Origin of the sequence: Dermacoccus sp. Ellin185, from assembly GCF_000152185.1 — a bacterium.
GTDB lineage: Bacteria > Actinomycetota > Actinomycetes > Actinomycetales > Dermatophilaceae > Dermacoccus > Dermacoccus nishinomiyaensis.
This window is the reverse complement of sequence record NZ_AEIQ01000083.1, coordinates 19,289-41,139: the sequence shown is the minus strand read 5'-3', so window position 1 is coordinate 41,139 and position 21,851 is coordinate 19,289. Positions and strand designations below refer to the sequence as shown.

General features: G+C 67.2%; 20 protein-coding genes and 1 pseudogene. 9 read left to right on the top strand and 12 right to left on the bottom strand.

What is annotated here, in order from left to right; genetic code table 11:
- Together HMPREF0321_RS16080 and HMPREF0321_RS08595 are read left to right on the top strand one after the other, a co-directional pair.
- A pseudogene (locus HMPREF0321_RS16080) lies at window positions 1-365 on the top strand (hypothetical protein); the annotation flags it as partial.
- Between the two features lie 122 nt (window positions 366-487).
- Window positions 488-847 (top strand): MscL family protein, encoded by a 360-nt coding sequence (locus tag HMPREF0321_RS08595; protein ID WP_006945817.1) that lies wholly within the window; start codon window positions 488-490, stop codon window positions 845-847.
- A 112-nt stretch (window positions 848-959) separates the two neighbouring features.
- Here HMPREF0321_RS08595 and HMPREF0321_RS08590 read toward each other — a convergent pair whose 3' ends face one another.
- The 9 genes from HMPREF0321_RS08590 to HMPREF0321_RS08550 all read right to left on the bottom strand — a co-directional run bounded on the left by HMPREF0321_RS08590 (window position 960) and on the right by HMPREF0321_RS08550 (window position 12,254).
- Window positions 960-1,211 carry a hypothetical protein gene (locus HMPREF0321_RS08590; protein ID WP_139023612.1) on the bottom strand — a complete coding sequence of 84 codons (252 nt, stop codon included), beginning with the start codon at window positions 1,209-1,211 and terminating at the stop codon, window positions 960-962.
- Window positions 1,198-5,148 carry an AAA domain-containing protein gene (locus HMPREF0321_RS08585; protein WP_156444943.1) on the bottom strand — a complete coding sequence of 1,317 codons (3,951 nt, stop codon included), beginning with the start codon at window positions 5,146-5,148 and terminating at the stop codon, window positions 1,198-1,200. The genes HMPREF0321_RS08590 and HMPREF0321_RS08585 overlap by 14 nt, the downstream gene beginning before the upstream one ends.
- Window positions 5,149-5,199: 51 nt before the next feature.
- Window positions 5,200-6,840, bottom strand: a complete 1,641-nt coding sequence (locus HMPREF0321_RS08580; RefSeq protein WP_175282478.1) for a VWA domain-containing protein — start codon at window positions 6,838-6,840, stop codon at window positions 5,200-5,202.
- 187 nt (window positions 6,841-7,027) lie between these two features.
- Window positions 7,028-7,570: an isochorismatase family protein gene (locus HMPREF0321_RS08575; protein ID WP_040014758.1), complete on the bottom strand. Its 543-nt coding sequence runs from the start codon at window positions 7,568-7,570 to the stop codon at window positions 7,028-7,030.
- A complete protein-coding gene (locus HMPREF0321_RS08570) occupies window positions 7,567-9,129 on the bottom strand; it encodes a cytosine permease (protein WP_006945822.1) in 1,563 nt (520 codons plus the stop codon). The genes HMPREF0321_RS08575 and HMPREF0321_RS08570 overlap by 4 nt, the downstream gene beginning before the upstream one ends.
- A 236-nt stretch (window positions 9,130-9,365) precedes the next feature.
- Window positions 9,366-10,001: a hypothetical protein gene (locus tag HMPREF0321_RS08565; protein WP_006945801.1), complete on the bottom strand. Its 636-nt coding sequence runs from the start codon at window positions 9,999-10,001 to the stop codon at window positions 9,366-9,368.
- A complete protein-coding gene (locus tag HMPREF0321_RS17415) occupies window positions 9,994-10,347 on the bottom strand; it encodes a hypothetical protein (RefSeq protein ID WP_006945841.1) in 354 nt (117 codons plus the stop codon). Before HMPREF0321_RS17415 ends, HMPREF0321_RS08565 begins: the two co-directional genes overlap by 8 nt.
- Window positions 10,344-11,165, bottom strand: coding sequence for a histidine phosphatase family protein (locus HMPREF0321_RS08555; RefSeq protein ID WP_254653982.1), 822 nt, complete (start codon window positions 11,163-11,165; stop codon window positions 10,344-10,346). Before HMPREF0321_RS08555 ends, HMPREF0321_RS17415 begins: the two co-directional genes overlap by 4 nt.
- A gap of 66 nt (window positions 11,166-11,231) precedes the next feature.
- Entirely contained in the window at window positions 11,232-12,254 is a 1,023-nt protein-coding gene (locus tag HMPREF0321_RS08550; RefSeq protein ID WP_006945839.1) for a glutathione S-transferase family protein, read from the bottom strand.
- 269 nt (window positions 12,255-12,523) lie between these two features.
- On the opposite strand from HMPREF0321_RS08550, the gene HMPREF0321_RS08545 reads away from it, so the two are divergent.
- Together HMPREF0321_RS08545 and HMPREF0321_RS08540 are read left to right on the top strand one after the other, a co-directional pair.
- A complete protein-coding gene (locus HMPREF0321_RS08545; protein ID WP_006945802.1) occupies window positions 12,524-13,165 on the top strand; it encodes a DsbA family protein in 642 nt (213 codons plus the stop codon).
- A gap of 594 nt (window positions 13,166-13,759) precedes the next feature.
- Window positions 13,760-14,659, top strand: coding sequence for an Abi family protein (locus HMPREF0321_RS08540; RefSeq protein WP_040014757.1), 900 nt, complete (start codon window positions 13,760-13,762; stop codon window positions 14,657-14,659).
- 324 nt (window positions 14,660-14,983) lie between these two features.
- Here HMPREF0321_RS08540 and HMPREF0321_RS08530 read toward each other — a convergent pair whose 3' ends face one another.
- A complete protein-coding gene (locus HMPREF0321_RS08530) occupies window positions 14,984-15,436 on the bottom strand; it encodes a hypothetical protein (RefSeq protein WP_006945827.1) in 453 nt (150 codons plus the stop codon).
- Window positions 15,437-15,594: 158 nt separating this feature from the next.
- On the bottom strand, window positions 15,595-16,521 hold the full coding sequence (locus HMPREF0321_RS08525; RefSeq protein ID WP_139023610.1) for a hypothetical protein: 927 nt from the start codon (window positions 16,519-16,521) through the stop codon (window positions 15,595-15,597).
- Between the two features lie 79 nt (window positions 16,522-16,600).
- Here HMPREF0321_RS08525 and HMPREF0321_RS08520 point away from each other — a divergent pair, with 79 nt between their 5' ends.
- The gene (locus tag HMPREF0321_RS08520) at window positions 16,601-17,365 is read left to right on the top strand and encodes a hypothetical protein (protein ID WP_006945806.1); all 765 of its coding nucleotides are present in this window, start codon (window positions 16,601-16,603) and stop codon (window positions 17,363-17,365) included.
- 151 nt (window positions 17,366-17,516) lie between these two features.
- Here HMPREF0321_RS08520 and HMPREF0321_RS08515 read toward each other — a convergent pair whose 3' ends face one another.
- Window positions 17,517-18,068, bottom strand: coding sequence for a hypothetical protein (locus HMPREF0321_RS08515; protein ID WP_139023609.1), 552 nt, complete (start codon window positions 18,066-18,068; stop codon window positions 17,517-17,519).
- Window positions 18,069-18,242: 174 nt separating this feature from the next.
- Between HMPREF0321_RS08515 and HMPREF0321_RS15585 the strand changes: the two genes are divergently transcribed.
- The 4 genes from HMPREF0321_RS15585 (at window position 18,243) to HMPREF0321_RS15580 (ending at window position 21,803) form a co-directional block, all read left to right on the top strand.
- The gene (locus tag HMPREF0321_RS15585) at window positions 18,243-18,851 is read left to right on the top strand and encodes a recombinase family protein (protein ID WP_139023613.1); all 609 of its coding nucleotides are present in this window, start codon (window positions 18,243-18,245) and stop codon (window positions 18,849-18,851) included.
- Between the two features lie 23 nt (window positions 18,852-18,874).
- Complete coding sequence (locus HMPREF0321_RS08505; protein WP_139023608.1) at window positions 18,875-20,020, top strand: hypothetical protein; 1,146 nt, start codon at window positions 18,875-18,877, stop codon at window positions 20,018-20,020.
- Window positions 20,021-20,078: 58 nt separating this feature from the next.
- Complete coding sequence (locus HMPREF0321_RS08500; protein ID WP_040014751.1) at window positions 20,079-21,122, top strand: hypothetical protein; 1,044 nt, start codon at window positions 20,079-20,081, stop codon at window positions 21,120-21,122.
- 63 nt (window positions 21,123-21,185) lie between these two features.
- Window positions 21,186-21,803, top strand: coding sequence for a recombinase family protein (locus HMPREF0321_RS15580; RefSeq protein ID WP_371168042.1), 618 nt, complete (start codon window positions 21,186-21,188; stop codon window positions 21,801-21,803).
- Window positions 21,804-21,851: the final 48 nt, after the last annotated feature.

Below are 21,851 nucleotides of genomic sequence, written 5' to 3'. Positions count from 1 at the left end.
CGCTCGCGGCACCGTCGGGCGGCGCCCCCGCTCCTGCGGCGTCCGCGGCCACGTCGGGCGCCTCGGCCGACGGCCCTGCACCGGCCGCTCTGCGGGGACGCCACATCGTGCGCATCACGGCGGTGGGGCCGAACCCACAGGATGCCGCCCGCGTCGACGTGTGGGACGCCTCCGGGACGCGGCTCGTCAGCTGCGCCCCGACCTACCCGGGTTCGTCTCGAGTTCCCGCTCGCGATGTGATGTCGAACACGTCGCCAAGCACGGTCTCGATCGCGCTGACCGATGCCGAGACCGTCCGCGTGGCCAAACATCTGGGAGACGCCGCGGATTCGGGAAGCGGCCTCCTCGTCACCGGCTGCCTGTGAGCGATGGCCTTATATCACGCACGACGACACGCCTGGCCGTTTTGATTTCCCGACTTTCCACCCATCTGGGTACTCTCATCACTGCACCTTCCACACAGCATTCCGAGCAGTTAGGAGAAGCCATGAAGGGCTTCAAGGACTTCATCATGCGCGGCAATCTCATCGAGCTTGCCGTCGCCTTCATCATGGCCGGCGCGTTCGCGAAGGTCGTCGAGGCCTTCGTCACGATCGTCATGGACCTGCTGGGCAAGCTCGGCGGCACGCCGGACTTCTCGTCCTACAAGCCGGGCGGCGTCCACGTCGGCGCGTTCCTCACGGTTCTCGTCAGCTTCCTCGTCCTCGCGTTCGTCGTGTACTTCGCGATGGTCAAGCCCTACGAGGCTGCCAAGGCCCGCTTCGCCAAGCCGGCTGACGCCGAGGACACCGAGCTGTCGCTGCTCGCCGAGATCCGCGACGAGCTGCGCGCCGGCCGCCGCCTCTGAGGCTCACCGAGCGCATGAGGCCTCTCGGTCTCTGACACGCACGAAGGGCGTGAACACCATGGTGTTCACGCCCTTCGTCATGTCCGCTCCGCCACTCCCCCGGAGCCCAGGCTCAACCCCAGTGCGGCGGACGCTGATCGAGGTACCACTGATCCTGAGCGCTGCGCGGCCCCGGCGCGTCGTCGTCACGGCTCCACCAGCGCGACCAGTCGGCGTCAGGCGTGGCCGACGCGGGCGCAGCGGCGCCGTCAGCGGCGACCTCACCGTCGCGGCTCGTGGCAACGCTCGTCTGCCCGTCCACCGTCCGCGTCGCAGGCGCCGACGCCCGGCGCGGACGGCGACGACGGGGCTCAGAATCGCTCATCGTTCTCCTCCGCGAGGAGGCGACCCACGAGCGCGACGATGCGGGAGCTATCGCGGGCCGGATCGCGGAACAGGTCGACGGTCCACACGCGATCATGGTGCCAGCCGAGCCGCGCCAGCGCCTCGGGGCGCAGCCGATCGCGTTCGCGGACACTGCCCATCGCGGCGTAGGCGTCACCGTCGCTCTCGACGGCGAGCAGCATGCGGCCGGGCTCCTTCGGATGCTCGACGGCCAGGTCGACGCGCATCCGCGAGTGCCCGTACCCGGTGTGCACGACGAGGCCCTCGGCGCGCAGGCGCCGCGCGAGGTCCTCGACGACGTACGGCACGGGCACGATGACGGCGTCCGCGCCGACGCGGCGCAGCGCCACCGACCCCGACGACGACGTGCGGCGCCGTCGCCCGGCGACGACGGTGACGAGTTCGTCACCGTCGAGCTCCGGCTCGCCCGCGCCGGTGTCGAGACGCTCATCGCACTCGGCGACGTAGAGCAGGAAGTCGCGCAGGAGCACCGCGCCACGCGAGCGCAGCGCGGCCGGGTCGACCTCGTCGCCGGTGAACGCGGAGACGACGTCCATCCGTCGGCGCGCGCGGGAGATGGCGACGTTGAGGCGACGCTCACCGCCGACGTGGTTGAGCGCCCCGAACCGGCGCACGAGAGCGCCCGTGGGGTACGGCGCGATGCCGAGGGAGAGGATGACGGCGTCGCGCTCGTCGCCCTGGACGCGTTCGAGGTTCTTGACGAAGAACGGCGCCTCCGGGTGGGCGGCGAGGAACGCGGCGAGCTCGCTGTCGACGCGTGCCTGCGCGGTGACGGCACGTTCGAGGCGGCGAGCATGCGTGAGGCCGAGGGTGATGACGCCCAGCGACTCGTGCGGGCGCTGCGCGGCGTGCTGACGCACGAGGTCGAGGACGGCCTCGACCTCGGCCTTGCCCTGATCCGGCGCCGCCTCGTCGGGGTACGGTTCGCGCACCTCGACGCGGTGAAGGCGCAGCACGTTCTCGACGTCGGCGCGCGGGAAGGTGATGAGTTCACCCTCGTAGACCGCTTCGTTGGAGAAGGCGATGAGACGCTCGTCGAGAGAGCGGTAGTGCCAGCGCAGGTGGCGCACGGGCAGCAGGCCGGCGAGCACGTCGAGCACGGATTCGCCCGTGTGCGCGGTGTCCTCCCCCGCCGAGGTGCGCTGGAAGAAGCTCGTCGGCGCGAGCTGCTGTGTGTCACCGGCGACGACGACCTGCACGCCACGCGAGATCGCCGAGATCGCCTCGGCGGGCGGGATCTGGCTCGCCTCGTCGAAGATGACGACGTCGAACCAGCGCCCCGGCGGCAGCGTCTGCGCGACGACGAGCGGGCTCATCGCCCAGCACGGCGCGAGCGCCGTCATGAGATCCGGCGCACCGGCGAAGGCCTGACGCAGCGCGTCGGCGCTGCCCGCGTGGTGACCGAAGACGAGAGCCGCCTCCATCGCCTCGACCTGCTCGGGCAGGTGCTGCGCGACGGCGTCGATGCGCCGGTAGGCGCGCTGACGCACGCGGTGCGGTGTCTCGTCGAGGTGACGGCGATCGGCTGCTGCGTAGCGCTGCGCGGCGGCGCGCAGGTCGTTGCCGCGGTGCTCCTCGTATGCCGGATCCTGACGGCGCACGCGCTCGAGCACGCTCGTCCACCAGATGAACTCCCACTCGGCGGGCACGGCGTCCTCGTTCACGCCCCGCGCCGCGAAGTCGTCGACGACCGGTCCGAGGCCGAGAGCGCGCAGGCGGTCGATCTGCGAGCCGGAGCGCGCCGCGACCTCGATACGGTCGGCGTCGGCGGCGAGGGTCTGGAGGCGTGCGGCGAGCTCGTCGAGGTCGAGCGTCACGAGGTTCGTCGCACCGCGCGTGCCCTCGAGACGCTGCCCGAGCCAGTCGAGTTCGTCGGTCAGGCGCGTGTGCGCGGCGCGCACCTGCTCCGTCATCGGCGGCACGCAGGGGCGCCCCTGCCCGCCGAACTCACGCCAGCGCGCCTGCTCGTCGGCGGCGCGCTGCAGCATGGCGTGCAGATCCTCGGGCGGACGCCCGGGACGCAGCGTCGCGCGGGCCTCCTTGAGCAGCCGGCGACGCTCCATCGCGCCCACCTGGTGCTCGGCGCCCTTGCGCTCGGTACGCGGCGCGCTCGCGACGACGCCCGCGTCGAGGTCGAGCGCGAACACGTCGGAGGTGAACACGTCGAGGGTCTTCGTCACGTGGCTCATGAGGTCGAGCACGTCCGAGGCCTGCGTCATCGTCGTCGGCACGGGCAACCCTGCCGCGTCCGCGAGGGCCGCGAGCGACGCACGGTGGCGGGCCAGTTCGCCGCCGGCCTCATCGGCCGAGCCGTCGTCGCCCGAGCCTCCGCCAACCGAGCCGTCATCGCCGGCCAGTCGCAGCACGAGGTCTCGAGCGCGTTCGCTGTGCTCGCTACCGCGCACGCGCGCGCCGAACCAGGCGTCGGGTTCGCCCTCGCCCTTCCACGCGCGATCCTGCGCGAGTCCGAGCAGCGTGCGTCCGGTCTCGTCGCGCGCCTCGGTGTCGAGACGGTTGAGCGGCTCGCCCTCGAGACGCACGCGTGAGCGCGGCGGGTGCGGCAGGGCGTTGAGTTCGGCGATGCGGCTCTGCGCGTCGTGCGCGCTGACGCCGAACGGGTCGCGCACGCGGTGCAGGGCGCGCACGTGCTCGATCAGGGTGACGCGCTCGGATTCGAGTTCGTCGATGACGCGCGGGTCCGGCCCATCCGCGCTCGGACCGTCGCCGTGCGGTGAGCGTAGGGCGTCACCGACGTGCGGGGCACCCGCTGCGGGCGCGGTGACGAGGCGTCGCGCGAGGGTGTCGACGAGGTCGGCGGGCGTGCCGGAACCGGCGTGCGCGTCGAGCATGAGGTCGCCGAGGCCGAGCGCCGACAGCCGTCCGATGACGGCGTCGATCGCGGCGCGCTTCTCCGCGACGAACAGCGCGCTCTTGCCGTGCGCGGTCAGGGTGGCGACGAGATTTGCGATCGTCTGGCTCTTGCCGGTGCCGGGTGGGCCCATGAGGACGAGGTGCTGTCCACCCATGACGGCGTCGATCGCCGCCTGCTGCGCCGAGTCGGCGTCGAGGACGAGAAACTCCTCGCGCGGGTCGGCGTCGAGCCCAGCGGCGGGCGCCTCGGCGCCGACGTCGAAGATCGACGCCTCGTCACCGGCCATCGCGGCGACGACGGGGTGCGTGTGCAGGCGCGGCGCCTGCTCTGCGACGTCGCGCACCATCGAAAGCTTCGCGTAGCTGAACGTCGAGACGACGAGGCGCTCGTCGATGCGGAACCCCGGGATCGACGCGCCCGCGCGGCGCATCATCGCGTACGTCGGGGCCGGGTCGAACCCGTGCGGGCCGGCCGACGACGCCGTCACGTACTCGTGGTCGATGTTGATGCCGCGTGAGGCGAAGTAGGTGGACAGCGCCGAGTTGAGTTCGACGGTGCGCGAGACCTCGAGGACGAGATCGTCACCGCCGCGGCCACCGAAGTGGATGTCGCACTGGCGCAACAGGATCGGCGCGGCCGGCACCGCGTCACCGCTCATCTGCCACGTCGCGCGGCCGAGGGCGAGGAAACAGCTGAGGATGCCGCGCTCCTCGAGCAGTTCGCGTGACAGGTCACGGATCGCGAGCGCCTTCTCGTACGCCTCGGCGTACGCGTGCTCCGAGCGCACGATCTGCGACAGCAGCACGCTACGTCCCGACAGCAGCTTCGCGACGCCCGCCGGGTGCGCCGTCGTGAGGTCGAGCTCGACGGAGTCGTCGGTGCGCTGCCACAGCAGCGAGTTGCGCCCGCCGAGGTCGACGAGGTGACGCTGCCACACCGCGGCGGCATCACGCACGGCCTGACGACGGTCTTCGTCCGCCGCGTTCATCGTCTCGTGCGCAGCGTTCACGTGTTCGTTCGTCACCACGGCAGGTTATCGGTGAAACCTGGCGTTCGTCGTCAGGCTCCCCGGCGCTCAGTAGTCGGAGCGTCGCAGGAACGCGTCGACGAACACGCCGGAGATCTGCTCGGGTGTCTTCGTCTGGTAGCTGAGGCCGTCAGTGGCCTTGGCGATGCGCTTGAGCGCGTCGGGATCGGTACCCGTGCCGAGCGAGATCGTCACGATCTTGACGGGCTTGTCGGCCGAGTACTGCGACTTGAGGCGCGCGAGGAGCTGATCGAGCGCGAGGCCGCCGTTGGGGTCGTCGTTCGTGCCGTCGGTGAGGACGACGACGGAGTTGACGTAGTTCGGGTCGTAGGTGTCGGTGACGCTCTTGTACGCCGCCGCGATCGTGTCGTACAGCGCCGTGTCGCCGTTCTTCGCTGCGAGGCCCGGCAGCGTGTGCGCCTTCGCGATGAGGCCGTTTCGGTAGGTGTCGTCGAGGATCGGCTGCTCACCGTTCGTCAGCGGCAGGTAGTCGACGTGGTTCTTCTGCAGGTTGGAGCTGAACGCCCAGGCCCCGAGGCGCGTGGTCTTCGGCAGCACGTCGAGCGCCGCGATGGCGGTGCTCTCCATCAGCTCGATGCGGCTCTGGCCGCCGTCGATCTTCGTCTGCATCGACCCGGAGACGTCGATGAGGACGAGCATCCGCGCGTCCTTCTTGAGGTTCGTCCAGGCCGTGTCGGCGCTGACGGTCGTCGCTTGCGACGCAGGCGCCATCATCGGCAGCGATGCCGGTAGGACGCTGCCGCCCGCCGGAGCGTCACTGCCGCCGTCGCGGAAGCCCTGCTCGCTGCGGTAGGTCTTCTCCGCGGGGCTGAGCAACTGCTGCTTCAGCGCATCGAGGGCAGCGCTGTCGGCCTGGGTGCCGCGCACCGGCGTCACCCACTGATACTCGAGTTGTTTCGCGCCGCCCGTCGGCACCATCGGCGTCAGCGGCTTGTCGGGGTGGGCCTTGTTGAACGCGAGCATCTGCTGCTCGCTCACCGGGTAGATGCGCGCGCGGTCGGCGCCCTGCAGCGCGTTGCCGTCCATCGTCGCGGCCGTCGTCAGCGACCGCGACAGGCGCAGCACCGCGCGCATGAGGTCGGAGCGCGCGTCGTTGGTGTTGGCCTGCTGATCTGCGGCGACGACGGCGAGCAGGCTCTCCGTCGCGACATCGGTGTCGATGAAACTGACGGGCAGCTTGTTGTCGAGCACGCTCAACCAGCTGTTCGGCTTCTTCGCCGCGCTGCGCAAGCTCGCGGGCACGCCCATGACGACGGGGCTCGTCGCGATCGTGTCGCCCGTCGTCACCCAGCCGCTGCCGAGCTTCTTCTCGATGAGCTGCGTCCACGCGGGCGAGTCGCTGATCCACACCTGCGGTTCGCTCGGCGAACTCGTGATGATCGACTGGTACGTGTCGCCCGGGTTCTGCGAGCTGACGCTGTACGACGCGCATACGTCACCGCGTGCCTCGACCTGATCCGCGGCGTGACGAACGGCGTCGGCGATCGCCGCGGGAGCCGCGACCTGCACGACCGACTGCGCCGAGCAGTTCGTACGCCCCTCGCCGTGCGCGGCGACCACCTTCGTCGCCCCCGCCCCCGTGACGGCGACGACGCCGGCCAGCCCGGCGAGCGCCATCACCCGACGACGGGTGGGGACGCTGGGCGTGGGCGTGTGATGTTCGGCCATGACCCCCCAATGTACCGGGGAGGTGGTGGCCGAGGCTGCCATCTTCAGCAGTTCGACGCCTGCTGGGCGCGCGTCGTTGCCTGCGAGCTCGAATCCCGCCGCGCGGGGCTGCTGCTCCCATCCGTCGAGCAGTACGCACCCTGTTGACGACACGACGTCAGGTCGAGACGCGTCGTCAGCACACGCTTCAGTGCACCGTGATCTGCGGCGCGAACAGTCGCATGACGTCGAGGGCGCGCTCGTGGTTCGTGACGTCCGAGCCGGCGCAGGCCGAGGCGACGACGTGGACGCGCGCCCCGGCGTCAGCGGCAGCGAGTGCTGTCGCGACGACGCAGCAGTCGGTGGAGACACCCGCGAGCACGAGCGTCGGGGTGTCGCCTGTGAGTCCGCGCACCTGCTCGCCCCACTTGCCGAACGTCGGTTCGTCGACATGGTGGGCGCCCGCCGCGATGTCGGCGATCTCGGGCACGAGGGCGTACATCTCGTCCTCGCCCGGGCGGGCCGCGAACGGCCACGCGGCGTAGTAATCCGCCCACGATCCTCGCGGCGGCAGCTGCGGCACGAAGCGCGTGACGATCGTGCGGCCGGTGTACCGCTCAGCCAATGCATGCATCGGCGTGAGCGCGGCGGAGAACATCGGCGAACCCCACTCGCTCGAGGACGAGGCGAACACGACCTGCGGGTCGATGATGACGAGCCACGCGTCGTCGGTAAGCACATCGGCAATCATGACGTCACCTTCCCGCGCCGGTCGTCCGAGCCCACAACGCCGCGTCGGGCGTCATCGTCGAGTTCCTGACGACGCACCCGCCCACGTCGCAGCAGCAGCGTCGCGACGAACGACAGCACGAGCGCGAGAAGCACGCCGATGTTGGAGTAGGCCCAGTCGCCGCTCCAACCGTCCGTCGTCTCGTGGCCGAGGCCGAGCGGGTCGAGCAGGTAGCCCTGCCAGTTGTTCCACGACGCGTCCGCGGCGAAGCTGTTGACGACGAGCCCCCACCCGATGACGGAGGCGACCGCGAGGACGGCCAGTGACGTCCAGTCGAACGCGCCGTAGCGCCCGCGGGCGTCGAACAGCGCAGCCTCGTCGTAGTCGCGGCGCCGCAGCGCGATGTCGGCGATCATGATGCCCGCCCACGACGCGAGGGGCACGCCGAGGGTGATGAGGAACGACTGGAACGGGCCGAGGAAGTCCTGCGCGAAGAACACGACCCAGATCGTGCCGAGCGTCAGGATCGCGCCGTCGACGAGCGCCGCCGCCGGTCGCGGGATGCGCACGCCGAGGCTGAGCAGCGTCAGGCCCGAGGAGTAGATGCCGAGAACCGCGCCCGACACGAGTGCGAGTACGGCCGCGACGAGGAACGGGATGAGGAACCACGTCGGCAGGATCGTCGCGAGCGTGCCGACGGGGTCGGCGGCGATGCCTTCCTCGAGCTTCGGATTCGATGCGGCGAGCAGCAGACCGTACGTCAGCAGCAGGACGGGCGCGACGGCGCCGCCGAACGTGTTCCAGAAGACGATCGCGCCGCCCGAGGCGTCACGGCGCTGGTAGCGCGACCAGTCGGCGGCGATGTTGATCCAGCCGAGGCCGAACCCCGTCATCACCATGACGAGCGCGCCCGTCACCGCCTGCCATGAACCGGCGGGGACGGCCGTCACCGCGCTCCAGTGCACCTCGTCGAGGGTGAGGGCGACGTAGGCGAGGGTGGCGAGCCCCGTCAGCCAGGTGAGGACGGACTGCAGCTTCATGATGATGTGGTAGCCCGCGACGGAGGCGAGCACGATCATCGCGGCGACGACGACGGCGGCGACTATCTTCGTGGCCGTGCCACCGCCCCAGCCGAGCCGGTCGAAGATCGTGGATGTCGCGAGCACCGCCATGATCGACAGGAACGTCTCCCACCCGATCGACGTCAGCCACGAGATGACGCCCGGCACCTTCTGGCCGCGGACACCGAACGCAGCGCGCGACAGCACCATCGTCGGCGCGCTGCCCCGCTTGCCGGCGACGGCGATGAGTCCGCACAGCAGGAACGACAGGGCGACGCCGACGACGCACACCGCGAGCGCCTGCGCGAAAGAGATGCCGAAGCCGAGGACGAACGAGGCGGTCGCCATGCCGAAGACGCTGACGTTGGCCGCGAACCATGGCCGGAACAGGTCGCGCGGGCGCGCCGTACGCTCCGATTCGTCGATGATCTCGATGCCCGTGGTCTCGACGGAGAGGCGACGGGATGCGGCCGCAGTGGCGGCCTGCCGCGACGCTGCGGCGTCAGCTGGTGTGCTCATGCGCTCATCGTGGCAGGCGGACGACGCGCGTGGGGCGTTTCGACCAGCCCTTTTGGTCACCATGACATGACGTGTGCTCGGCCTGGCGCTCGCGCGGCGGGTCGACGGGATGGTCTGGCACGCAAGGCCGCCGGCGCTGCGACTGCTGACCGGCGAGGACGATCGTGGTTGTGGCGGGCGCTTGCGCCGACCTCGCTGAGGCGATCGAAAACGACGCGTCGGCCGAGCCCGCGCCCTCAGCCGAGCTCGTCGAGCACACCCGGCTGTCGAGCGACGACGACGAGTGCCGCGGCGAGAGCGGAGCGTTCGTCAGGGGCGACGAGGTCGGCCAGGGCTGCGGCGTCGGTGGGGAACCCCGCCAGCCGGGCGCCCTTGACCGTCAGCGTGTCGGCGAAGGGTTCTCTCAGGTGCCACGTCGACTGCACCTCGCGCACGACGATGCCCGCGCCCGTCGCGCCGATGCCGTCGAACTCCTGCAGCAGCTTCACGATCCGTTTCGGGTCAGCGCCCGCTTCGTCGCGCAGACGCCGCAGGTCGTCGTCCCATCGCTCGCGGATCGTCGCGGCGTTCTTGCCGAGACGCGTCGACGTCGAGAAGTCGTAGCGCCGATAGCCGCCGCGGCCGAGGGCGTCGACGCGTTGCTGCCACGACGTCGCACGGGTGCCCGACGGTGTCGTGCAACCGATCGCGAACAGCTCGCGCGCGCTCGCAAGGGCCGCCTCGGCGCGGATGCGAGCCGACAGCAACTGTGCGACGACGAGCAGCTGCCACAGCGTCGCGGGTTCGTCGACGAGTCTCACACCGGCGCGTTCGGCGAACGTCTCACCGTGCGCGGCAACGAGTTTCGCGGCCAGGGCCCGGGCGTCAGTCACCGCGCAGGGTGGCGAGTGCCATGGGCAGGCGGGGCGGGATCTCACCGGCGAGGAAGCCGACGCGCCCGTGTTCGGCCGCGAGCACATCACCAGCCGCAGCATGGACGTGCTTGCCCCACACGAGGGCCTGCGCGAGCCCGACGCGCAGTGCCGCCTGCCCGGAAAGCATCGCCGCGCCAGGCGTCGATCGATCGCCGCCGATGACGAGGCGCTGGCCGCGGCTGTACTTCGTGCCGGTCGGCTCGGGCAGCGGCCAGCTGCGCAGCAGGTTGGGCCTCACCGTCGTCGGCGACGTGGCGTCACCGCCGCGTGCGACGTCTGGGATCTCGGGGCGCTCGATGCTCATGCGGGCGTCTCATTCTCGCCGGCGTTCGACGCGCTGTCGTCGGACTCGCGCTTCTCGTCGCGCTGCGCCGAACCATGTGAGTCGATGTCGTCGGCCGCGCCCGGTTGATCGGTGACGGCGATGCCCGCGTCGCGCAGGTGTTCGTCGAGGTTGTAGTCGAGCAGGCGCCAGCCGGTCGGCGATTCGTCGTCGCTGACGAGTCGGCAGATCGCGGCGTTGCGCATTCCGTTCGTGCGGGCGCGCTCCATGACGGCGTCCTCGTCCATGCCCTCGGCGACGTAGCAGAACATGAGGTTGACGACGTCGTGCGCCGTGACGAGCACCGTCTTGCCCGCGGCGCGCAGGCGCAGATCGGCCATGACGGCGCGGACGCGGCCGGCGACGTCGGCCCAGGATTCGCCGCCGGAGGGGCGGTAGTAGAACTTGCCGATCCATTCGCGGCGCTTCGCCTCCTCGGGGTAGGCGTCGCGGATGCCGCGCCCGGTGAGCATGTCGGTGACACCCATGTCGCGGTCGCGCAGACGCTCGTCGACGAGGACGGGCAGTTCGAGCGACGCCTCGTAGAGCGCGATCTGGCCCGTCTGACGCGCGCGTCGATACGGGCTCGTCCACGTGACGTCCGGCTGATCGTCGGCGGGCTGTTTCGCGAGCCACGTGCCGACGGCGGCGGCTTGTCGGCGGCCGAGTTCGCTCAGTTCGATGTCGGGGTCGCGCGCGGGCACGTCGATGCGCTCGAGGTCATCGCGCAGCGCCGCCTCCGCTGCGACATTGCCCTCCGACTGGCCATGACGCACGAGAACGAGAGTTACCTGATCCACACCGTTGACGCTATGCCCTGCCACCGACAACGCGCCACTCCCCCGCGCCACCCGTCGGCACGCTCGTCAGTGCACGAGACCGTCGGTCCCGACGAGGGGGTTGGCGCTCGTCGGCACGCGTTCGGCCTCGGAGATCGCGCCGGGCGCGGTGCCGTCACCGAACGGGGTGCCGCCGAGACGCGCTCGATCGTGCGGTTCGGCCCAGACGCTCAGGTCGGGACCGTCGGGGATGATGCCCTTGGGGTTGAGGTCGCGGTGCACGAGGTAGTAGTGCTGCTTGATCTGGGTGAAGTCGATCGTGTCGCCGAATCCGGGCGTCGTGAACAGGTCGCGCGCGTAACCCCACAGGTTCGGCATCTCGGTGAGCTTGCGGCGATTGCACTTGAAGTGACCGTGGTAGACGGCGTCGAATCGCGCGAGCGTCGTGAACAGGCGCACGTCGGATTCGGTGATCGCGTCGCCGACGAGGTAGCGGCGCGTGGCGAGACGCTCCTCGAGCCAGTCGAGGGCGGTGAACAGCCGCTCGTAGGCGGCGTCGTAGGCCTGCTGATCCCCCGCGAAGCCGCAACGATAGACGCCGTTGTTCACCTCGGTGTAGACGCGCTTGTTGACGGCGTCCATCTCCTCGCGCAGTTCCTGCGGCCACAGGTCGGGGGCGCCGTCGCGGTGGTGGCGCGTCCACTGCGTCGCGAAGTCCTCGGTGATCTGTGCGAAGTCGTTGGTCACGACCTCGCCGCTGCGCTCGTCGACGATCGCCGGCACCGTGATGCCCCTCGGATAGCCGGGTAAGCGCGCCTCATAGGCGTCCTTGAGGCGCGGGATTCGCAGGACGGGGTCGAGCCCGCCGGGGTCGAGGTCGAACGTCCACGAGTTCTCGTCGTGCGTCGGGCCGCACAACCCCATCGAGATGACGTCCTCGAGCCCGAGCAGGCGCCGGACGATGATGGCGCGGTTCGCCCACGGGCACGCGCGGGCGGCGACGAGACGGTAGCGCCCCGGCTCCACGGGCCACCGCGCGTCGAGATCGTCGAGGATGCGGTCCTCGATGTACTGCGTGTCGCGGGTGTACGCCTTGCCCTCGCCAGCCATGTCGATCTCCCAGGTCGTCAAATCTCGAACCGCCGTCAACCCGGGCGGTCATGGCGCCGAGTGGCGCGACGCCTCGTCCAGTATGCGCCGGGGCACGGAGGTGCGGGCGTCACGCCAGGCACGCCGGGGCGCGTCGTGGCGTTCACACGCGCGTCGAGGTCGCACCCGGCCTCGACGCGCAGGCGGGGCCATCCTCATACCTCTGCTCGCGTGAACGCGACGCTTCGTGACGCTCGGCTGACGATGGCAGGCCTTGCTACCGTCGTGTCATGGAGCGCATCGAATTCTTCTATGACCCGTGTTGTCCGTTCTGCTGGATCACGAGCCGGTTCCTTCTCGAGGTGAGCGCGGAGCGTGACGTCGACGTCACGTGGCGTCCGTTCAGCTTGGCGATGAAGAACAACGAGCTCGCCGGAGACGATGATGCCGTCAACGAGCACGGCGAGATGCACCGTTCGTCGCATCGCGTGTTGCGCGTCATCACGAAGGCGGCGGAGCAGCACGGCGCGAGTGTCATCGACCTGTACTCGGCCTTCGGGCGTCGTTTCCACCTCGACCACGAGAAGTACGACGACGCGATGATCGCCGACGTTCTCGCCGCCGCCGGGCTGCCGGCGGGGCTGGCGAAGGCGGCTGACGACACGTCGCTCGACGAGGTTCTGCAGGCGTCGATCGACTCCGCTGTCGAGGCGGTCGGTGATGACACGGGCGTGCCGACGATCGTCTCCGTCTCCGATGACGGTCAGCGCCGCGGCTTCTACGGCCCGGTGCTGCAGGAGCTGCCGAGCAAGGACGACGCGCTGCGCCTGTGGGATTCGCTCGTCGGCCTCGTCAGCGTCCCTGCGTTCTACGAACTCAAGCGCACGCGCCCGCAGGGCATGCCCGACACGGCCAGCACGAAGGGTCTCTGACGGCCTGAGCCCTGCGGCCCGCCCCACTTGCGCGTCACGTCGCGCGAGTGGGGTGTCGGCGCACGACTCCGTCCCCACGTGCGCGAGTCGTCGCACAAGTGGGCAAGCTCAGCGTGGACGATCAAGTGCGTTGCCATGAATGCGGGCGAAATGGCTGGCTACGAGCGATCTGCCGCTCACTTCCAGCCATTTCGCTCGCATTCACCGTCGAGGCGAGGCGTGGTGCTCCCGGCAGGATTCGAACCTGCGACACCCGCTTTAGGAGAACTTGGTCGTTAACCTCGGCGCCAGTGGACCTCGCGACACGCTTGCGGTACATCGACTGTCCTGCAACGGATTTCGAGATCTTGAGGCCATGGCGTCTCGCGCCACGGATCGCCCATCGTGGAAGCTGCGAGCCATCTCGTGTGTACTTTTCGTGCACTTCAATCACGCTGCTGCACGACTATCGCGGTGCTTCCTGGGCCTGCGGCCCGCCCGGATCCTGTAGACTCAGATCACCATGACCGGCCCGCCTGCATCGCAGGTCAGGGCCGGTCCTCGCATGTAGGGGGTCAGCCAGTGTCGACGCCATACGGAAAGCCTTGGTTGTCGATGCACGACCAGGCTGAACTTCTCGAGTCTCGCGGCCTCGTCGGCGCACGAAGCCGCATCGATGACCTGGCCCACTTTGGCTACTACCGCCTCAGTGGCTACTGGTACCCGTTCCGCGCACTCTCCCCCGACGGCGAACGTCTCGATCACTTCTTCGAAGGCACCACATTCGACGACGTGCTCGCCATCCACCACTTCGACACTGAGTTGCGCGACACCGTCTGGCGCTGCATCTCGCACATCGAGCTACACCTGCGCGTGGCCGTCGGTTACGAGCTAGGGCGACTCGGATCGTTCGCTCACCTCGACCGCGCAGTCCTGGACGAACGCACCGCCAACCAGAAGTTCGATCAGTTCCGAAAGTCACTGGCCAACCTTCAGGCGCGGTCGAAGGAAGACTTCGTCCAGCATCATGAGCGCCACTACGAGGGTCAGATGCCCGTCTGGGTCGCAACAGAGATCATGCAGCTCGGGCAACTCGTCACCCTCTACGAGATGACCCCGTTCGAATGCCGCGCAGCCATCGCCGACCACTTCGGCGCACGCGCGGACGAACTGCGCTCGTGGCTCAAGGCCATCAACATCGTGCGAAACGTCGTCGCTCATCACGGTCGCCTCTGGAACCGAGCGATCGGCATGAAGCCCCAGCTCAACCGCCGCAAGCAGGATCCACTCCTCGATCACGCTCGAGCCAGCGTCGACCGCGTCTACGGCACCCTCGCAGTCATCGCCTACCTACTGCGTCACGACGACCGACATGACCTCGTCGGGCAGCTGCGCCACTCGGTGGAGCAATTCCCCTCGATCCGAACACTGAGCCCGGACATGATGATGCTGCCGGAGAACTGGCAGGACCTGCCGCTCTGGTCCGCGCCGCCGACACTGATCAGCCTCCGATGACGTGACCTCGACGTCGACGTCCCCGTAGCCAGATGATGCTCTGAATCTGATGTTCCGTCATCTCGGGCGGCGGCAACTGGCCCTCCTGCTTGAAGTGCCACATGACGGTCCGTGCGTCACTGAGCGTCAGCCCGAGCGCCAACAACGCCCGCAGAGAATCGAAGGACCGAACGGTCACCCGGTAGTGGCTTTGGCCTTCTGAGTAATAGCGCTTCTCCAAGCACCAACATACCTCCCACGCCTTCCACGCGGGAATGTCGAGCTCCGCGGCTACCCGCGAGGCTGAGATAAGCAGCCGCGGAGCATCGGGGGCTTCCCACGCCATCAGAACCACCAACTGCGCGCCGGTTCCTGCGGCATGTCGTTGACCCAGGCCAGCAGGGAGCCATAGACGATCCGGTAGTTCGTATTGCCTTGCCCGATAAAGACTCGCTGGAGGTCCCCAGAACGCACGGCTTCACGAATGGCGTTCTCCGTGAGGCTCAAGCGCCAGGCTGCTTCCTTCACCGTGATCAGGATCCGCTCGTCGTGAGGGTCGGGGTCGCTGTCGCGAAAGAGTTCGTCGCCGCGCGGGCGGCCACCTCGGCGGCGTGCTCCACTTGGAGAGTCGATGGGCAGCTCCTCGCGCGCCAGCTGTTGGCTGCGTCCGCGCGGCTTTCTCGTCTTCGTGGCAGCTGCTGCAACCCGGCGAGCATCATGGTGCTTTGTTGGGCCGAAGTGTCCTTCCGGGTAGTCGCCCGTCTCGAGATAGTGCTTCCCTGCGTCGGTGAGTTCCACGTACCACTCGTCGCCGTGTCCGTGGATGGCGACTAGCCGCCGGTTGGCCAACGCCCGTGCTGAGATCCTGTATCCGGTGGGCGGGTCCTCAGGCACAGACCCGTCGCGGATCGATTTCAGGATTTCTCGCTGACGCTCCGTGATCGACCCTGTCATGATCACTCGCTTGCTGACGTACCCGACGGCGTGATCGTTCCCCACGCCACCGTGGGGCGCCCCGTCCCACCCAAACCGGAATCAAGCAGAGCGCGAAGATGCGACGTCACGGCCGCAACTCCGTAGGTGCATGCTGCGACAATCGTGACGGGGCGCTCTAGCGGCCCCTGGTACTGGGCCTTCCACCCGGCCCCCTCCCCCATGGCCAGGACGGCTGATAGAGCCTCCTGCGGGTCTGCGCCCGGTCCGCAGATGATCAGCACGGCCTTCTCGAGGCGCGACGGATCAAGAACCTCGAACGGGAGAACCTCTTCCACCCGCTCCCCAGCTCGAAGGAGCGTCACCCCGACGGGGTCGTCCGCTCCAACCGCGATGGGCCACGTGAAGGCCTGAACACGGGCACCGAACTCACATTGCTCTCCCGCTCGTAAGGCTTCATCACGTACTGCACGGTGAGCGTCATCGCGCCACGTCTCGTCTTGAATGGGAAGGAACCGGCGCCGAACGGACTGCATCACCGGAGTGTCGAGGATGTGCGCGACTCGATCAAGGTGGAAGATCTCGGCATCAAGGCTCAAGTCGTCGGCAATCTTCGTGAGCTTGTCTCGCTCCTTGAGCTTGATGGGCTGGTTCGTGACGAACGCAATCCCGTGCGCGTCAGCTTCCGCCATCTTCGACGCGTCGTGCGTGAACTTCGCCTTGATGACGTTGAAGGATTGAGTATCACGGGGGAAGTAGACAGCCATCCCCCAGCGCTGTCCCTCTTTGCTGCCCACGGCGTCGAAGCCGCCATCGGGACCGCCCATCGGATGCGAGGGATCAAGCTCCTCGTACCCTGCGTGAGCCAATATCTGAGCGGCTAGCCGCTCAGAAGTCGGTTGATCCTGCATCCAGTACCGCAGGTGCCTAACGGTCTCGTTCGCGTCCATCCGGATGTCCTCACTCCTACACGTAATCGCCAGGCTGACTAGGCTGCAGATACTCGACGGCTCGGTTTCAGGAGAACACATGATCGACTTCGGCCTGGCCGACCCCGTCGTAGCTGCCCACTTCGACCGCGCTCTCCTCGTCATCCAGGATCCCATCACGGAGCTGGCCGAGCGTCTCAATGCGATTGAACGAGTCCCGGCCTCCACCGAGCTCTACCGACTACAAGAGGGGCTCGCGGACGGGCCCCTTCGCCTCGATCAGGTGTTGTTCTCCGCTGCCGAAGCATCAGTCGGATCGCTGCAGCAGATCGCCAGACTGGTGACTGATGAGCTGCCCACCTCACTGATCGTCTTTCAGGCCCTCATGCGTACTGCTCTGGTCCGAGCTGCGAGGGTTGTCTACGTCCTGCTGCCATCAGGCCCAGAACTTCGAAGCGAGCGAGCCGCTGCAGTTGTCGCCCAAGATCTCGGCAGCGGGATCCGCGGACTCAAACGGTACGTCCAGTTCGAAGGCCTTGCCGGGGTGCGGGCCCCTGAAGAACTTCTGGATAGCTTCCGCGCACAACATCAGGCACTGGGGTCTTCGAAGATGGAGACGAAGGATGGCACGACGGTTGACGACATGACCGCAGCTATCGCTGAAGCGTTGATCATCGCCGCACCGGATGAGCACACCGATGGGAACGTAGCGATCCTGAAAGACGAAGCAGCATGGCTATGGAACACCTACAGCGGGCTCGCCCACGGGCATGCCTGGCCCCGCTTGATGTGGACCCTGAGCGGTGACCGTCGGGTACCAGGCGACTTCGCCACGGATCTCCATCATTTCTCGACGTGCTCTTAATTGGCTTTCACCGTGCTCATTGCGCGCTCTGCCCCTGGGAACTCGGGCGTCTCCACTCCAATTGATCTCGGAACAGACAGGTTCGCTACAGCCTCAATAGCTCGGTAAGCACCGATGCCCACGAGGCAGCCTTGAAGCGCATGGCGGGAACTCAGAAGTCGAAGTTGGAGTCAGCACCCATGAACTTCTGGGCACTGGTCGCCCGCTGAGCGCTACCGGTCGGGTCGAGGTACGGCCGATCCTGCAGCCTCTCCAGCTCGCCGGATCCGCGGCGCCGCCACCAACGGTTCCGCCGATCGCGGAATACCAGTGACGGTAAGGGGTCACCTGTACGAAGGCTACTAGGTCCGGGGAACCCGGCCGTTGATGTCCGGACATCGTTGCCCGCGACGTACCCGACGCTGCGAACTGGCAAGGGCTCATCTGAGAGGCAGAAGGAGGCCTCGTGGATGGGGTAAGGCGAAGCGTTGGTTACCTTGGCGCGGATCACCACGCCGCCAGAGTTATCGTCATCAACGACAACCTCGCCGCTGACGCAAGAGGCCTGATCCATCAGAGCTTCGCGCCTCGCTTCCTCCCGCTGTTCTGCGCGCTCAGCAGCATCACGCCGAGCGAGCCCCAACTGTGCGCCCGCTAGGCAAACGCCGCCCGCACTCGCAGCTGATAGGGCGAGCATCAGGTAGTCGAAGGCACTGTGGCTCATGACCACCATCATAATCGCGTTTTCAAGCCAGCTGTCTGCGGCCCGACCGTCGCACTGGGTATCTGGGGTACACCTCAGATGACCATTCACGCTCGACCCGATGTCGCGCGCATCTGAGGTCGGTTCTGCCCTTGATGCACACAACTGTGCGGAGGTCTAGAGATGGATGCACACATCACGGGGCAGAAGGTGGGTTACGCCCGCGTGTCCTCGGTCGGCCAGCGGCTTGACCGTCAGGTCGTCGCCATCGGCGAGGTTGATCGCCTCTTCACGGATGAGGTGTCTGGTCGTTCCCGTTCAGATCGGCCCGGGCTGAGCGCGGCACTGTCCTGGGTGCGCGCTGGTGACGAACTTCGAGTCGCCAGCATGGACCGTCTCGCTCGCTCCCTTGTTGACCTCGAGTCCATCGTGGACGAGCTCGTTCAACGCGGCGTTGCCGTCACGTTCGTCAAGGAGCGAATGACGTTCACCGCCGACGCCTCGGATCCCTTCGCAACCTTCCAACGCCAACTCATCGGCGCCGTCGCCGAGCTCGAACGATCACTCATCCGTGAACGTCAGCGTGAAGGTATTGAACTCGCCAAGGCTCGCGGGGCATACCGTGGCCGTGTTCGCCGCCTCACGGAGGAGCAAGTCAAGCATGCTCGTGACCGTGTCGAGGCAGGAGCCCCGAAGGCCGCAGTGGCTCGCGACCTAAGCTGTTCCCGTCGGACTCTTTACGATGCGCTCAGTGGTCGTGGGGTCTATGCCCCTGCTCCCTTGAACCAACCGAGGAATAACTAGGACGAAGGTGAAGGAGGAAGCTGATGCGCTCACCCGTGAAGGCTGCAAACAGTGAGGCAGCGCCGGGTACGACCGTCACCGTCTTGGTGTCACCACTTCGCAGACTGGAGCGCAACACTCTTCGCCGGGAGCTGCAGCTGGTCCGTAGCGCTCTCTTGTATGCCGATCGCGTTGAACTCATATCAGCGACGTCGGCGATGCTGGACACTTTCGAGCCGCTGAGGGGAATTAACAAGATCTCCCCCTGGGACGATGTCCGCCGCCTGCCTGACCTAACGCTCATGCGTATCTTCGAAACGAAGTCTGTCAAGTCTGTCAGGAAGCGCCTGGCCAGTCTCACCCAGCTTCCAGCGCATGATCCGAGGCGCACAAAGCTTGAGGCAGAGCATCTACCCGCTATCCGTGAAGCCCTTCTCGAAGCCGACGCCCTGTATGACTCAGCACTCACGCCGGAACTAGACCTCGCACGTGAGCGCGGCATTCTGACCTTTGCCAACTCCGGATTCAACCTTGAACATCAGCCTCGCGAACACAAAGCCTGGTTCGCAGACCAGGTCGCTGCTTGCCTGTCCGACCCTGGCTCCACCCTCCTATTCGATGACCGCGCCAGACGAGTGGCGGATCGCCACGCTCAATCCCAAGCCCTCTGGGCCTCAACCCAGGACCGATCGAAGCGCGCCGCAGTGGGGTCAGGACTGGTTAGCCATCTCCCAACGTTCCCCAACGCCGCCATGGCGGACGTGCTGAGACTTCGCGACGACCTCACCAGCGAGCGGCGTGCCTACCGTGCAGCAGTACGCGGGATCAGCAACGAGCTTTCCTCCCAAGCCTTCGATGAGCCCCTCAACAGCGACATCGCTGAGTACTGGCGCGACGTTGTCGCTCCCGCCATTGAAGGCATGGGGCGCGGTGCCGCAGCCAAGACCGTCGGACGCGCTACGGGCCGCCGGTTGTTGAGAGAAGGGTTGAACCGCATCGCCACCGGGGGCGTTCTGACCATGGGGATCTCCTCGATCACGGGACTGGACAGCCTTCTCAGCCTTGCCGCCGGAGCCAGCGTGTCTACCGCTGATGCATTAGTCCAGGAGGCGTTGTCCTATCGAGAGAAAGATCGCCGTCCGGAGCTTATCTATCTGAGCCGCGTCCAACGCGGAATCAAGGGCCTCTAGTAGTTGAAAGTGCAGATCTGTGTTCGAACCACCCGCTTCACCCGAGCTCGATAGCGCCATGTGTCTCGACATCGATCGAGAGTACGTAGAAGCCGACCCCAGCGAGTATTTCTTTTACAGGCTGGAGGGGCTGTCGCAGGCACTGGTTCAACGCCCCTCGGGCCCGCGGTCCAGACTCGCTGCAATAGAGCACATGATCGGGCCGACCGCCGCTCGCACCGCAACGCCCGCAGGCCCGACCAGGGGAAATGGTGCCCACCTCGCCATGGATGCTTTCCTCCTTAGGCACCAGGTCGGCGAAGCGCTCCTACGACACATTTACGGTCGACTTGCTGCGCGGGACACAGTCGATGGTCCGCGCAGTATTCGCGTGGAGATCTCAGAATCTCCCAATAGCATTATTGAAGTCATCAAGGCTGTCACCAGCCAGTTGAACTCGCCCCACGGCCATGCGATTCTCGCCGGAATCTTGCTGCCCCTTCCCGATGGATCAAGCCTTACGCAAGACCATCTCCGCGCTATCGATCGGACATGTAGCTGGATCAATCGATCGATCACCGTCACCCTGAAGCAGGGAGCTAACCTGGGTGGTGCCGCTAACAAGATCAAGCATGGTGTCGCCGCACGCGTAGACGATCACCTCCTTGCGAGCCTCACGATCGCCAAGCCAGATGATCAGGGGCGGATCTCCGCCAAGGTGCTCAACGGCCCGACCACTGCGAAGATTTTCGACAAAGTTACGATCGACTTTCTACATCGCAGGCGCGCGACCAAGGGCGAACCGCCCCCTGGACTTGACCGGACAATCCTTCACATCGACCCGCTGGTCATCGTCAGCGAAGCGTGGCTCTTGGCTCTTGTGTTGAGGTCCATGATCAAGACAGCCCACTACCGCCTCGACGCGCACTCCGCCGCACTTGTCCATGACACCTGGCGTGGGCTCTTGGATAGCCCATCCCCCGAAGATCTCGCAGGGGTCCGACCCGTGGGGATTCGCCTGCCCCTCTCAACGACCGCGAGCCCCAGCGGCATCCACTGGCCCGATGAAACGTTCCAGAAAATAAGTTTTGGAAAACAGATGAAAGGTGTCGTAATCGACTGAAGGGCAACGTTCGACGTCACGTCAGAATCGATCGATTCTGGCGCGACAGAACCCCACAGCGCGATGACTGCGAGTTCCGGCGGCGCTGAGATGGACGGAAACCCCCGCAAAACTGACAGTGCCGGAACCCCCGTTTTTGTCGGGTACTCACGGGTGTCCACCGCTGAGCAGCTCGTCGATCGCCAGATCGATGCTCTCCGCGACGCAGGGTGCCAGCGCATCTTCATCGATCATGGGGTCACTGGTGTGCGGATGGACCGCCCCGAGCTGCAAGCCGCTCTCGCGTGGATGCGTACGGGTGATGTCCTCACGATCGTGAGCCTCGATCGGCTCGGCCGCGACGTTCGTGGCGTCCTCGAACTCGTGGATGACCTCGAGCAGCGCGGAGTGGGTCTTCGCGTCCTGCAACTTGGCCTCGACACGTCCACGCCGAGTGGAAGGCTGGTGCTGACCGTCCTGCTGGCCGTGGCACAGCTTGAACGCGACCATCTATCGGAGCGCACGCGCGACGGGCTCGCCGCCGCGCGGCGGCGCGGACGAGTTGGGGGACGCCCGCGAGCGTTGACGCAAGCGCAGGTACGAGCGGTGCGTGCCATGCGAGACGATGGAGCGTCTCTCGAGGAGTGCGCGGCCGCATTCGGCGTCTCCGCCCGCACGGTCAGCCGGGCCACCGCCCGGTAGGGGAGCGCGACAAGCTCGGGGCTGGAAGGCCGCGGTGCCGCGGGATAC

Coding starts and splice junctions, on each gene's coding strand:
- HMPREF0321_RS08525 (WP_139023610.1), bottom strand. CDS start 16,521: ATGGACGCGAACGAGACCGTTAGGCACCTGCGGTACTGGATGCAGGAT.
- HMPREF0321_RS08550 (WP_006945839.1), bottom strand. CDS start 12,254: ATGGCTGGCGAGGGCAAGGCGTACACCCGCGACACGCAGTACATCGAG.
- HMPREF0321_RS08595 (WP_006945817.1), top strand. CDS start 488: ATGAAGGGCTTCAAGGACTTCATCATGCGCGGCAATCTCATCGAGCTT.
- HMPREF0321_RS08500 (WP_040014751.1), top strand. CDS start 20,079: ATGTGTCTCGACATCGATCGAGAGTACGTAGAAGCCGACCCCAGCGAG.
- HMPREF0321_RS08505 (WP_139023608.1), top strand. CDS start 18,875: ATGCGCTCACCCGTGAAGGCTGCAAACAGTGAGGCAGCGCCGGGTACG.
- HMPREF0321_RS08540 (WP_040014757.1), top strand. CDS start 13,760: ATGCACGACCAGGCTGAACTTCTCGAGTCTCGCGGCCTCGTCGGCGCA.
- HMPREF0321_RS08570 (WP_006945822.1), bottom strand. CDS start 9,129: ATGAGCACACCAGCTGACGCCGCAGCGTCGCGGCAGGCCGCCACTGCG.
- HMPREF0321_RS15580 (WP_371168042.1), top strand. CDS start 21,186: ATGACTGCGAGTTCCGGCGGCGCTGAGATGGACGGAAACCCCCGCAAA.
- HMPREF0321_RS17415 (WP_006945841.1), bottom strand. CDS start 10,347: ATGAGCATCGAGCGCCCCGAGATCCCAGACGTCGCACGCGGCGGTGAC.
- HMPREF0321_RS08515 (WP_139023609.1), bottom strand. CDS start 18,068: ATGAGCCACAGTGCCTTCGACTACCTGATGCTCGCCCTATCAGCTGCG.
- HMPREF0321_RS08590 (WP_139023612.1), bottom strand. CDS start 1,211: ATGAGCGATTCTGAGCCCCGTCGTCGCCGTCCGCGCCGGGCGTCGGCG.
- HMPREF0321_RS08520 (WP_006945806.1), top strand. CDS start 16,601: ATGATCGACTTCGGCCTGGCCGACCCCGTCGTAGCTGCCCACTTCGAC.
- HMPREF0321_RS08580 (WP_175282478.1), bottom strand. CDS start 6,840: ATGGCCGAACATCACACGCCCACGCCCAGCGTCCCCACCCGTCGTCGG.
- HMPREF0321_RS08545 (WP_006945802.1), top strand. CDS start 12,524: ATGGAGCGCATCGAATTCTTCTATGACCCGTGTTGTCCGTTCTGCTGG.
- HMPREF0321_RS08575 (WP_040014758.1), bottom strand. CDS start 7,570: ATGATTGCCGATGTGCTTACCGACGACGCGTGGCTCGTCATCATCGAC.